General features: G+C 47.6%; 11 protein-coding genes and 8 tRNA genes. All 19 read right to left on the bottom strand.

What is annotated here, in order from left to right; all coding sequences use genetic code 11:
• Positions 1-13: 13 nt before the first annotated feature.
• Positions 14-640 carry an imidazole glycerol phosphate synthase subunit HisH gene (gene hisH, locus MHI14_RS27790; protein WP_133387298.1) on the bottom strand — a complete coding sequence of 209 codons (627 nt, stop codon included), beginning with the start codon at positions 638-640 and terminating at the stop codon, positions 14-16.
• Positions 641-643: 3 nt separating this feature from the next.
• Positions 644-1273, bottom strand: a complete 630-nt coding sequence (gene hisB / locus MHI14_RS27785) for an imidazoleglycerol-phosphate dehydratase HisB (protein WP_133387299.1) — start codon at positions 1271-1273, stop codon at positions 644-646.
• Complete coding sequence (gene hisD, locus MHI14_RS27780) at positions 1266-2570, bottom strand: histidinol dehydrogenase (protein ID WP_133387300.1); 1305 nt, start codon at positions 2568-2570, stop codon at positions 1266-1268. Before hisD ends, hisB begins: the two co-directional genes overlap by 8 nt.
• A 127-nt stretch (positions 2571-2697) precedes the next feature.
• Positions 2698-3357: an ATP phosphoribosyltransferase gene (gene hisG, locus MHI14_RS27775; RefSeq protein ID WP_076333453.1), complete on the bottom strand. Its 660-nt coding sequence runs from the start codon at positions 3355-3357 to the stop codon at positions 2698-2700.
• A gap of 1 nt (position 3358) precedes the next feature.
• On the bottom strand, positions 3359-4558 hold the full coding sequence (locus MHI14_RS27770; protein ID WP_341131794.1) for an ATP phosphoribosyltransferase regulatory subunit: 1200 nt from the start codon (positions 4556-4558) through the stop codon (positions 3359-3361).
• Positions 4559-4957: 399 nt separating this feature from the next.
• Positions 4958-5500 (bottom strand): acyltransferase, encoded by a 543-nt coding sequence (locus MHI14_RS27765; protein WP_036616162.1) that lies wholly within the window; start codon positions 5498-5500, stop codon positions 4958-4960.
• Positions 5497-6153 carry a pyrophosphatase PpaX gene (gene ppaX / locus MHI14_RS27760; protein WP_341131793.1) on the bottom strand — a complete coding sequence of 219 codons (657 nt, stop codon included), beginning with the start codon at positions 6151-6153 and terminating at the stop codon, positions 5497-5499. Before ppaX ends, MHI14_RS27765 begins: the two co-directional genes overlap by 4 nt.
• Positions 6154-6159: 6 nt before the next feature.
• On the bottom strand, positions 6160-7185 hold the full coding sequence (lgt, locus tag MHI14_RS27755) for a prolipoprotein diacylglyceryl transferase (protein ID WP_091038611.1): 1026 nt from the start codon (positions 7183-7185) through the stop codon (positions 6160-6162).
• 121 nt (positions 7186-7306) lie between these two features.
• Entirely contained in the window at positions 7307-8245 is a 939-nt protein-coding gene (gene hprK, locus MHI14_RS27750) for an HPr(Ser) kinase/phosphatase (protein WP_017691278.1), read from the bottom strand.
• A gap of 421 nt (positions 8246-8666) precedes the next feature.
• Positions 8667-9791 (bottom strand): ABC transporter ATP-binding protein, encoded by a 1125-nt coding sequence (locus MHI14_RS27745; RefSeq protein WP_062837775.1) that lies wholly within the window; start codon positions 9789-9791, stop codon positions 8667-8669.
• Positions 9792-9894: 103 nt separating this feature from the next.
• Entirely contained in the window at positions 9895-11088 is a 1194-nt protein-coding gene (locus MHI14_RS27740) for a PucR family transcriptional regulator (protein WP_341131792.1), read from the bottom strand.
• A 143-nt stretch (positions 11089-11231) separates the two neighbouring features.
• Positions 11232-11304: transfer RNA gene (locus tag MHI14_RS27735), tRNA-Lys, on the bottom strand.
• Positions 11305-11311: 7 nt separating this feature from the next.
• A tRNA-Tyr gene (locus MHI14_RS27730) sits at positions 11312-11397 on the bottom strand.
• 12 nt (positions 11398-11409) lie between these two features.
• A tRNA-Phe gene (locus MHI14_RS27725) sits at positions 11410-11482 on the bottom strand.
• Between the two features lie 21 nt (positions 11483-11503).
• A tRNA-Asp gene (locus MHI14_RS27720) sits at positions 11504-11581 on the bottom strand.
• Positions 11582-11590: 9 nt separating this feature from the next.
• Positions 11591-11666 (bottom strand) — tRNA-Thr (locus MHI14_RS27715).
• Positions 11667-11671: 5 nt separating this feature from the next.
• Positions 11672-11747: transfer RNA gene (locus tag MHI14_RS27710), tRNA-Val, on the bottom strand.
• A 9-nt stretch (positions 11748-11756) separates the two neighbouring features.
• Positions 11757-11833, bottom strand: a tRNA-Met gene (locus tag MHI14_RS27705).
• Between the two features lie 43 nt (positions 11834-11876).
• Positions 11877-11968: transfer RNA gene (locus MHI14_RS27700), tRNA-Ser, on the bottom strand.
• Between the last annotated feature and the right edge of the window lie 18 nt (positions 11969-11986).

The raw sequence follows: 11986 nt of genomic DNA, 5'->3' as shown, positions 1-11986 counted from the left end.
AAGAGATGATGCTTTACCTTTGTACAGGCGCTCCTGTCAGAGCCAGAAAGTTGCCGAGCAGCTTCATGCCAAGCTCTCCACTTTTTTCCGGGTGGAATTGCATGCCGAAGTTGGATCCTCTGCCTACAATGGCTGTCACCGGATGTCCGTAATCCGTTACCGCCAGCAGATCGTCCCTGTTTTCGGTAAGTGCATGATAGGAGTGGACAAAATAGACGTGACCTGCCTCAAGCCCCGCAAATAGCGGGTTTTCCGCGTGCAGAAATTCCAAACGGTTCCATCCCATATGAGGAACCTTCAGCTCTCCTGGTGCGAATCGCACCACTTTACCTGGCAAAATATCCAGTCCCTCATGCTCGCCATGCTCTTCGCTTGAGCTGAACAACAACTGCATCCCCAGACAGATCCCGAGCAGTGGCTTGGACCCGGCAGCGGCTTCTTTCACCACCGTATCCAGTCCACTCTCCCGCAGATGAACCATCGCATCACCAAAAGCACCTACGCCTGGCAGAATAACACCATCTGCACCAAGAATCTCTTCCCGGTCACCCGTGACCAGCGCTTCGTAGCCAAGACGTTCGACCGCTTTGCCGACGCTGTGCAGGTTACCCATACCGTAATCGACAATTGCAATCGCCATCGTCTACAGCACTCCCTTCGTGGAAGGCACACCCGTTACACGTGGATCAATCATCGTAGCTTCATCCAGTGCACGTCCCAATGCCTTAAAGATCGCTTCAATCATGTGGTGGGTGTTCTGACCATAGTGTACAATGACATGTAACGTAATCCGAGCTTCCAGCGCCAATTTCCACAGGAATTCATGTACCAGCTCCGTGGAGAAACTGCCTACCTGTTGGGAAGGGTATTCTGCACGATATTCAAAGTGAGGCCGATTGCTCACATCAATAATAACCTGAGCGAGTGCCTCGTCCATCGGTACAAAAACACTGGCGTAACGCTTAATTCCGCGTTTGTCACCCAACGCTTCTCGCAATGTCTGTCCCAGACAGATTCCGATGTCTTCAACCGTGTGATGATCGTCGATATCAATATCTCCACGGGCATGCACGTTCAGGTCGAATTGTCCGTGCTTCGTGAACAGATCCAGCATATGGTTCAGGAAAGGTACATCCGTTTCAATCGTGGATTGTCCTGTGCCATCTACTTTAAAGTCCAATTGGATATTGGTCTCGTTTGTTTTGCGGTCAACCTCTGCTTGGCGCACTGCACCTTTGTTTTCAAGTTCCACACCATTATTTTGCTTATCCATTGTCCGATTCCGCCTTTCCTTCCTGTTCTAACCGTACAGCGATTGCACGGGCATGCCCTTCAAGACCCTCATGGCGGGCCAACTCTATAATAGCCGCTCCGTTCTGCAGCAGCGCTTCTTTACTATAATAGATCAGACTCGATTTTTTGATAAAATCATCCACGTCCACTGGCGAACTGAATCGCGCAGTGCCATTGGTCGGAATAATGTGATTGGGTCCTGCAAAATAATCCCCTACCGGCTCCGAGCTGTACGGGCCGAGGAAGATCGCACCGGCATTTTCGATCCGGCCAGCGTAAGCCATCGGCTCCTGCACCATGATCTCCAGATGCTCCGGTGCAAGCCGGTTCACCACATCGATTCCCTCATCGATGGAATCAACCACAATAATGGCGCCATACTGCTCTACCGAAGCAGCAGCGATATCCCGCCGCGGCAGCACTTCAAGCTGCCGCTGCACTTCGCCCTGCACGGCTTCCGCCAGCGTGGCCGAATTCGTGACGAGAATGGCCGATGCCATCTCGTCATGTTCCGCCTGCGACAACAGGTCGGCGGCGACATACACCGGATTCGCCGTATCATCGGCGAGCACCACAATCTCACTCGGTCCGGCGATACTATCGATATCGACCGCACCGTACACCTCGCGCTTCGCGAGCGCCACGTAAATATTGCCCGGTCCACAGATCTTGTCGACCGGTGCAATACTCTCCGTGCCGTAAGCCAGGGCGGCGATAGCCTGAGCGCCGCCAACCCGGTACATCTCGCTCACGCCTGCTTCCGCAGCAGCAACGAGGATGTACGGGTTAATACCTTCGCCACCGTTCGTAGACGGCGGTGTCACAAGAACAATCTCCGGCACGCCTGCCACCTGTGCCGGAATCACATTCATCAGCACAGACGATGGATACGCTGCTTTGCCGCCAGGTACATAGACCCCGACCCGCTTCAGCGGTCGGATGACCTGGCCCAGCAGGCTGCCGTCCGGCTGCCAATCCATCCACGAGTTGCGTTTCTGTTTCTCGTGAAACGCACGAATGTTGGCGGCGGCTTGCCGGATCGCCGTCACAAAGGATGGCTCCACGGTTGCATAAGCCGCCTGCAGCTCTTCCTGCGGCACGCGCAATTCCGCGGCCGTCAGCTTTGTGCGGTCCAGCTGCTCCGTGTAACGCAGCAGTGCCGCATCACCCTCACGGCGAATGTCGCTGACAATGCGCCGTACCGTTTCATTTTGCTCCGGCGTGCCATACTCCACTTCCCGCTTCAGATCAAACTCTCGTGCAGGTACAATTTTCATGCGTACAACCTCCTTATCCCCTGTAATGCCTGCCTACTCATGGCCGATTCGCTTCTTTATTTTGTCTCTTACTCTTACTTTTGCTTCTGCTTTGTATGTTTCTCATCTATGTTTCCAAAACATTAATTTATCCCCGAAAGCTTCCCGCCGATATCTCATTCGATGCCGGTATGACCTGCTGAAGTGCATCACACAAAGCCTGGATTCGTGCATTTTTCATTCGGTAACTTACCCGATTGGCGATAAGACGGCTGGTGATGTCCAGAATGCCTGTCATCTCCACCAATCCGTTCTCGCGCAGTGTCTGACCTGTTTCCACCAGATCGACGATCCGGTCTGCCAGACCAATCAAAGGCGCAAGCTCAATGGAACCATTCAGCTTGATCACCTCGACCTGCTGCCCCTGCTCCCGGAAATACTGTGAAGCAATCCTTGGATACTTCGTCGCAACACGTTGCTGTATGCCTGGCTTCCAGTCTGGAAGTCCGATCACAGACATACGGCACTGGGCAATTCCCAGGTTCAACAGTTCGTACACGTCCCGATTTTCCTCTAGCAGCACGTCTTTACCAACAATTCCGATATCGGCAACACCGTACTCCACATATGTTGGAACATCTACTGGCTTCGCCATAATGAATTCCATTCCCGCTTCCGGTACTTCGATGACCAATCTGCGTGTATCATCCACGTCTTCTGGAATATCCAGCCCCGCTTCACGAAACAGTTTGGAGGCTTTTTTATAGATTCGGCCCTTCGGCATTGCCACCTTCAGAATATCCGACATCTCAGCGTCCTCCTTCTTCAGATCCGTAAGTAATAACATGCTCAGCCTGAGCGGTTCTTGCTTCAACCGATACGGCACTTGCCCCAGCCCCGTCTTCAGGAAGAAGGAGTGTCACTACATTTTGTCCCATACTGCGTAATCTTGCCGCTTCTGTTAATGCCTCAGCCCGACGTTTCGGGGTATATTGGATAAGTACCGGTTTTTTCTCTTCAATGGTAATGCCATGAACACCATCAATAATACGGTTCGTTTTCAGTGCAAATCCTGTAGCTGGCAATGAACGACCAAACTGTTGTAACAGATTATCATACCGTCCACCGCTACATACCGGAGATCCTAGTTCGGCTGCATACCCTTCAAAGGTCATGCCAGTATAATAGGAGAAATCACCGATCATCGTCAGATCAATCAGCACATGCTCGGATACACCGTACGCTTCCAACACTTCAAATACGGCACACAGATGTGCAATCGACTGTGCTGCTTCAGCACTTGAACTTAGCTCTACCGCATGTGTGCATACTTCCTTACCACCGCGCAGACGAAGGATCGCTTCAAGCTGTTCTTTCAGCTTAGGCTCCAGATTCAATGCTTCAATCGACTGACGATAGCCGACATAATCACGTCCGAGCAACCCTTCCTTCAATTGCTCCTGCTCCGCTGTCTGGCCTGGAATCACTTCCTCCAGTAATCCGTTCAGGAATCCCATATGACCCATCGCTATTTTAAAAGAAGACACGCCCGCTGCCTGCAAAGAGGCAATCGCAAGCGCAACAACTTCTGCATCCGCCTCAGGTGAGTCGTCTCCAACCAGCTCCACGCCCGTCTGGAAAAATTCAGCCTCACGCCCAGCTTCCTCTTCAATGGAACGAAATACGTTCGCATGATAGGACAGACGGAGCGGCAACTGCTCATCTTTAAGCATCGATGAAACGACGCGTGCAATTGGAGCCGTTAGATCCGATCTAAGTACCAGCGTGGTTCCCCGGCTGTTTAGCAATTTAAATAATTTGCGATCTGATGTAGAGCTTGCTACACCGACCGTATCGTAATATTCAATCGTTGGTGTGATGATCTGACGGTAACCCCAGCGTTCCATACATTCCAGTACATTGCGTTCAATCGTCCGCAGCTTGGATACTACATGTGGTGTATAGTCGCGGAATCCGGTCGGTTTTTCAAAACCTTTTGGTTTGGACATTGGTAATATTCACCCCGAGTCAGTAGTTTAAGAGTCGCACTCGTTCTATTTCAACAGGATTTATGTAGTGTAAATCCCCATTCTATCTTATAAACTTTTATAAACTTGAATCACAGTATTATCGCATAAACCTTCAAACTATTGGTTTAGTTCAATCTTTATTATGCTTCATTTCTCCAAGAATGCTTTCACATGGTAAAGTGCTAACAAACTAAAGGATATGGGATATGATAACATGAAATCCGCACTACCGTCAACAATACCCAAGCTTGATTGCCCTTGGATCGACATATCGTTTTATATACACACCGTTACGCTCACCAATCGGTATTTATATACGAAAAAAGCTGCCATAAGCAGCTTTTTACTTCAACCATCTTCATTCATTACTTTATTGCCTTAATGCACACTACCCTGAGAAGAATCATCCGTGTTAAAGACAGTCTCTTCCGTAGAAGCTGCCGCACGGGATAAATCACGCAGTGGATTACCTCCAACAAAAGCTCCTGGGGCAACATCCTTATGTACGACAGCTCCAGCAGCCACAACGGCTCCATCTCCTATGGTTACCCCGGGCAGAATCGTTGTGTTAGCACCAATCAGTACATTTTCCCCGATAATCACCTCACCGAGCCTGTACTCCTTAATGAGATACTCATGAGCGAGAATCGTTGTGTTGTAACCGATGACCGAGTTTTCGCCGACCGTTATTTTCTCCGGAAAAAACACATCCACCATCACCATCAGGCCAAAGGCCGTGTGTTTTCCCACCTTCATGCCGAGCATTCGGCGGTAAATCCAGTTCTTCACCGATAGAATCGGACAGTAGCGTGACAACTGGATCCAGATAAAATTACGAACGCCCTTCCACGGACTCACTGTCTTGTAGATATGCCAAAGTGCATTCTGGTCCTCTACCGGATAGCGGGTTACTTTTCTCATGAACGTCCCGTTTCAATACGGATGAGTTTCAACAAGTCTCTCATGTCATGCAACATATGGTCGGGTCCATATCCGTTCAGGATTGTTTCCCCTTTAAGGGACCATGCAACCCCCGCCGATAGAGCGCCCGCATTCTGTGCCGATTGGATATCCACCGGACTATCACCCACCATTAACGTTTTGGCAGGATCTGCACCCAGTTCCGTCATGGCTTTCAGTACCGGTTCAGCATGTGGCTTCGGATTCGTTACATCGGTCACTGTTACAATCGTCTTCATATATTTCAGTAGGTCAAAACGTTCTAGTACCTTTAATGTAGATGGACGAATTTTGGTTGTGACTACACCCATCACAATGCCGGCCTGATGCAGCTCCTCTACTACCTCAATAACATGCGGAAAAGGTCTAACCATCGCTTCATGATGGATATCATTATAAGCACGGTAACCTTTCACGTACTCGGAAACTTCCTCCTGGCCAGAGAAGGTACGCATTTGCTGCTCCAGTGTACCACCCATATGTGGAATGATCTGTTCCCGTGTCCATGGAGCTGAATGTTCCCATCCCCCCATGACATGCTGGAATGAGCTGATAATCAACTCATTGGTATCAATAATCGTTCCGTCCAGATCAAACAATACCGTGTCAATCATGTTGCATTACTCCTTTTTATCATCAACTTGCTTTGGATCATCTTTGGCTGGAGGTGTTACCTTATTCTCTTTGCCAGCAACTGTTCCCGTATGCTCCATATCATCTGAGGTAACTTTGGACGATACAATCGGATCACTATAACGAACATCTGCTTTACCTGTCACTCTTCTCACCACAATGAATACAACAGCAACAATAATGATACCAATCGCGAGCAGTTGCGAGATTCTTACATTACCATAAGCAGGATCCAGATATCCTTGTTCAAAGCCCATTGCAGTCATTGGAGACCACAGCCCGTTCACTAATGAAGCAACCCATTGCGGAGCCTGGAAGCCAAGACTGTCCGTACGTAGAGCTTCAATGAAGAAGCGACCGATAGAGTACCAGATGAAATAAGACATGAACAGTTCACCTGAACGCAGAAACTTCTGACGACGCAGAACCAGCAACAAGACCAGACCAACGAGACTCCACATCGATTCATACAAAAATGCAGGATGGTGGAATACGCCTTCTACGTTCATTTGATTCACAATAAAGTCCGGCAGATGAAGCTTGTCTCTCAAAAATGATTCTTCTACAGGACCGCCGTAGGCTTCCTGATTTACAAAGTTCCCCCAGCGTCCGATCAGCTGCCCTACGAGCAGTCCAGGCGCACAGATATCGGCCATACGCCAGAAGTTATACCCTTTACGACGGAAGAAAATAACTGCACAGATGATTGCACCAATAAGGGCACCATAAATGGCAATACCGCCATTCCATATTTTAAAGACATCCCAGAAATTATCCTTATAATCTTCCCACTTAAATGCGACGTAGTAGATGCGGGCACCAATGATGGCAGAAGGCACACCCAGCAGGACCATGTCCATGAACACTTCCTGTGGAATATTGTATCGTTTGCCCTCCCGGATCACGAGCAGTAATCCTATAAGCGCCGCGGCACCAAGAATCAGCCCGTACCAGTGAACCTTTAACGCTCCAATAGAGAACGCAATCGGGTTCAACAGTAATAATGTATCCATTCATTCACACTCCTATTTATTCAATCAATCGCACGCATGACGAATGGTTGGCATACACTGCGCCTTAAGAGAAGCAGTACATGTCAACCATTTATCTTCATTTCCTTGTATAAAATATTTCTTAATCCATGTCTTCCATATCTTCCGAGATGGTTGCTGTCAGCTTGTTTGTGAATTGCAGTGCAGCATTCAGACCCATCTGTTTCAGGCGATAGTTCATACCTGCCACTTCAATAATAACCGCCAAGTTCCGTCCCGGACGAACAGGAATCGTAACAAGAGGTACATCCGTATCAATGATACGTGTAGTCTCTTCATCCAGACCCAGACGATCATATTGTTTATCCTGCTGCCATGCTTCAAGACGCACAACCAAAGTAATTCGTTTGTTATTCCGAACCGCACCAGCTCCGAACAATGTCATGACGTTGATAATACCGACACCTCGAATTTCGAGCAAGTGGCGGATCAATTCAGGTGCAGTACCGTGCAGCTGAAAATCTGACGTTTGGCGGATCTCTACCGCATCATCGGCAATCAGTCGGTGTCCACGTTTCACCAGTTCAAGTGCTGTTTCACTCTTACCGATACCGCTACTACCTGTGATCAGCATACCTACGCCATAGACATCACAAAGTACACCGTGAATGGTTGCTGTTGGTGCCAATTTCTTTTCCAGGAATCCCGTGATCCGGCTGGATAAAATCGTTGTAGCCATGTTGCTGCGAAGTACAGCCAGATTCTGTTCTTCACTGATATCAATCAGCTCTTGCGGAACTTCCAGTCCACGCGTGACAACGATACAAGGCGTCTCTTCCGTACAAAGACGTTGCATACGATCGCGCCGCTCTTGCTCAGGTAACATTGCAAAGAAAGCTAACTCCGTTCTTCCAAGTAGCTGTACCCGTTCTTGTGGATGGTATTCAAAATAACCGGCCATTTCCAGACCAGGACGGTTCAGGTCATCTACCGTAATGACTCTTTTCAATCCGTGAGATCCAGAAACAACCTCCAACTGAAATTGCTGCACGAGTTCAGATACTTTCACTTTTTTCGCCATTTGTCTCTTCCTTTCAGCATTAGCTGTCCCTCTATGTACATCAGATCGTGTATCAGTTATTTCCATTATTAGCGCATTCACAACATGGGGTACAGCCTGCATCCCCTTCCAACAGTCGATTCTCTCAAATATATGAAGACAGACCTTCAAATAATCTTAAATGAATTCCGGGATGAATGCAATCGCAGCCTCCGACAACCATTAGTAAGAAAAGTCCTCTGATCGAAGCACCTTCTAGGATATTACATTCGTAGTTTAGCGGCTGTTTTTCTTACGGTTATTAATCCTTCAACTCCGCCGAAACTTATAGTTCCAATAATCTTAAAAAAGCCCCTTCCAGCAATAACGGAAGGGGCTCTCATTACAATGTATAATTGCATTAACTGTCAGGTTCCATCGTCACCGAGGAATCCCAGTAATATTAGTCTTGAAGAAGTACGTTCACTTCAGTCTCTTTGTCAAAGATATGAACCTTGTTCATGTCGATGGCCATTTTAACTGTGGAACCATCACGAGTGTTAGAACGTCCGTCTACACGTGCGATTGTTGTATCGTTACCAACACCGCTCAAGTAGAGGAGCATTTCGTGACCCAGGTTCTCTGTAACATCTACGTGTGTAGAGAATACGGAGTTCGGGGATGCTTCCAGGAATACTGGCTCTTCGTGAATGTCTTCTGGACGAACACCCAGAATCACTTCTTTGCCAATGTATCCTCTAGATTTCAACACTTGTGCTTTACCTTGCGGGATTTCAACGTCCACGCCTGGAGCTACGAAGTGCAGGTTAGCACCTTGCTCAGCCAGTTTACCCGAGATAAAGTTCATTGTCGGGGAACCGATGAAACCAGCTACGAACAGGTTAGCCGGCAGGTTATACAACTCTTCCGGAGAAGCTGCTTGTTGGATGATACCATCCTTCATAACAACGATCCGATCACCCATCGTCATAGCTTCGATCTGGTCATGCGTTACGTAGATAACAGTTGTTTCCAAACGTTTCGCAAGTTTAGTGATCTCTGCACGCATTTGACCACGCAGTTTGGCATCCAAGTTGGAGAGAGGCTCATCCATCAAGAACACTTGTGGATCACGGACAATCGCACGTCCCAAAGCGACACGTTGACGTTGACCACCGGACAATGCCTTAGGTTTACGCTCAAGCAAATGCTCGATATCCAGGATTTTAGCTGCTTCACGTACACGTTTGTCGATCTCATCTTTTTTAACCTTACGCAACTTCAAACCAAACGCCATGTTTTGATATACGCTCATATGCGGATACAAGGCATAGGATTGGAATACCATCGCGATATCGCGGTCTTTAGGTGCAACATCATTAACGACACGGTCACCGATATAGAGTTTACCTTCAGAAATTTCCTCAAGGCCTGCGATCATACGAAGTGTTGTTGATTTACCACAACCGGACGGACCTACCAGTACCAGAAATTCTTTATCTTTAATGTCCAGGTTAATGTCAACTACAGTTGCTTTATCAGAACCCGGGTATTTTTTGAAAATATGCTCTAAACGTACTCCAGCCATGATTGTTGCCTCCTCAGAGATCATTTTGTAATCGAATACAATTTGTATTTTTATAATACCCTATCAACGTGAGGTTTGACTATTCGCAAACTGCACAAAAATATCAATGCTTTTTCGTCACTTTGTACATTAGTAGTAAAAACTGCACTAGAACAGCACTTTCGAAGTGCCTCACATCATAGCCAATCTCCTGTTTGATCTTATCCAGACGGTATACCAACGTATTACGATGAATGAAAAGTCGTTTCGCTGTCTCGCTGACATTACAGTCCAGGCTAAAAAAAGTCTCCAGCGTAGCAAGTGTCTCACTATCATTGAAGATAACCGTGTCTTTGCCTGTTTCCTTTATAAAACGTATACGTTGGTCATCTGGAATGCTCGCTACCAACCGTTCCAGATGCAGATCCCATGGGAGATGAATATGCTGCGTAACATGGAATGCTCTCCCCAAGTGAACACTTTCTCTAAGAAGAGTTGTGACCGATACAAGTTGTTGTGCAGGAATGCATGGCAGAGATGCAGACAGATGGAACACCCCAGCCCACTCACTGGCAACCAATTCATGCAACCCCAGACAAAAAGCGTTCAGTGAATCCTTTTTGGCCTCCGTTGTATCTTCCTCGGCTTCTTCTGTAACAATTTCTTTATCACCCATGAAAATCCACTCTTGCTCACCTAAAGGAATCAATACAATCTCCTCGCCAAAGTAACTCTCAAGCAACTTGTTGAGTTCCTTGGATCGTAAACGATGTGCATCCGGTGTATCCCCTTGCAGCAAAAATAGAATCTTCTCAGCATTTAATCCTGCGGGCACCACAAAGCGATCAGGAACCGCTTCAGATTCCTGCTTGGTTGGTTCTTCGATCTGCTCTTTAAGCCAGAGACCCAATTCAGTCAAATACTGCTCCCTATCATTCTCATATACAACAGGTTGTACCTCATCGGGTAGAGCCGTGTTAGTACGGATTAAAAGCTCAATCAATTGTCGTGTTTCCACGGTAATTGATTTTGCAGGGCATCCCCAACACACAACAGTCTCTTCTTGCTCATTCATCCGAACCTTAAAAAATATACGCTTTCCCGTATTCAGACTGATCACATCGGATGAAATTGGAGTTGCAGATTGATCAGATACCTCCTGACGCTCACCTTTATGACCAACGGTCTCTGAATTTTCATGATTACCAACCAGATTGGCAACGGATTGCATCCATTCTTCTATTGTAATTTCATATTCGTCCAAAGTTGTGCCTATAATGACTTCAATTTGCTGTTTTAGATCAGGTATGAGCTTCATATAATGAACGTCACCACTCTGCATGTTTTCTATTAGTTTATCATATCTTGCCCAGCATTAATAAATATCCATATTGAGCTAAAATCACATAACAAAAAAGAGCGACTAATCAAATTAATGATTAATCACTCTTTTTTTAAAGATGAGTCATGAAGGGCTCGAACCTTCGACACCCTGATTAAAAGTCAGGTGCTCTACCAACTGAGCTAATGACTCATAAAACTGGTGGAGGATGATGGATTCGAACCACCGAACCCGTACGGGAGCAGATTTACAGTCTGATGCGTTTGGCCACTTCGCTAATCCTCCAGGGATTAAAGGTGGCTCGGGACGGAATCGAACCGCCGACACGAGGATTTTCAGTCCTCTGCTCTACCGACTGAGCTACCGAGCCATATTTAATTTTTAGGATTAATGGCGGAACCGACGGGATTCGAACCCGCGATCTCCTGCGTGACAGGCAGGCATGTTAGGCCAACTACACCACGGTTCCAGGCATTAATGGTGCCGGCGAGAGGACTTGAACCCCCAACCTACTGATTACAAGTCAGTTGCTCTACCAGTTGAGCTACACCGGCGTATATGGTGGAGGCTGAGGGGATCGAACCCCCGACCCTCTGCTTGTAAGGCAGATGCTCTCCCAGCTGAGCTAAGCCTCCTGGGTAATATGGTAGCGGCGGAGGGGATCGAACCCCCGACCTTACGGGTATGAACCGTACGCTCTAGCCAGCTGAGCTACACCGCCATATTAATTGTGTATCGATTGCTTGTCCACCTTTAGGTAAAGATGGCGGAGAGAGAGGGATTCGAACCCTCGCACCGCTTACGCAGTCTAACCCCTTAGCAGAGGGTCCCCTTATAGCCACTTGGGTATCTCTCCAAATAACAATCATCAACA

It is taken from the genome of Paenibacillus sp. FSL K6-2393, from assembly GCF_038002545.1.
GTDB lineage: Bacteria > Bacillota > Bacilli > Paenibacillales > Paenibacillaceae > Paenibacillus.
The sequence above is the reverse complement of the archived record's forward strand: the minus strand, read 5'-3'. Positions and strand labels throughout refer to the sequence as shown.

Excerpts from the sequence above, each read along its gene's own strand:
- hisH (WP_133387298.1), bottom strand. The coding sequence starts at position 640 with ATGGCGATTGCAATTGTCGATTACGGTATGGGTAACCTGCACAGCGTC.
- hisB (WP_133387299.1), bottom strand. The coding sequence starts at position 1,273 with ATGGATAAGCAAAATAATGGTGTGGAACTTGAAAACAAAGGTGCAGTG.
- hisD (WP_133387300.1), bottom strand. The coding sequence starts at position 2,570 with ATGAAAATTGTACCTGCACGAGAGTTTGATCTGAAGCGGGAAGTGGAG.
- hisG (WP_076333453.1), bottom strand. The coding sequence starts at position 3,357 with ATGTCGGATATTCTGAAGGTGGCAATGCCGAAGGGCCGAATCTATAAA.
- MHI14_RS27770 (WP_341131794.1), bottom strand. The coding sequence starts at position 4,558 with ATGTCCAAACCAAAAGGTTTTGAAAAACCGACCGGATTCCGCGACTAT.
- MHI14_RS27765 (WP_036616162.1), bottom strand. The coding sequence starts at position 5,500 with ATGAGAAAAGTAACCCGCTATCCGGTAGAGGACCAGAATGCACTTTGG.
- ppaX (WP_341131793.1), bottom strand. The coding sequence starts at position 6,153 with ATGATTGACACGGTATTGTTTGATCTGGACGGAACGATTATTGATACC.
- lgt (WP_091038611.1), bottom strand. The coding sequence starts at position 7,185 with ATGGATACATTATTACTGTTGAACCCGATTGCGTTCTCTATTGGAGCG.
- hprK (WP_017691278.1), bottom strand. The coding sequence starts at position 8,245 with ATGGCGAAAAAAGTGAAAGTATCTGAACTCGTGCAGCAATTTCAGTTG.
- MHI14_RS27745 (WP_062837775.1), bottom strand. The coding sequence starts at position 9,791 with ATGGCTGGAGTACGTTTAGAGCATATTTTCAAAAAATACCCGGGTTCT.
- MHI14_RS27740 (WP_341131792.1), bottom strand. The coding sequence starts at position 11,088 with ATGAAGCTCATACCTGATCTAAAACAGCAAATTGAAGTCATTATAGGC.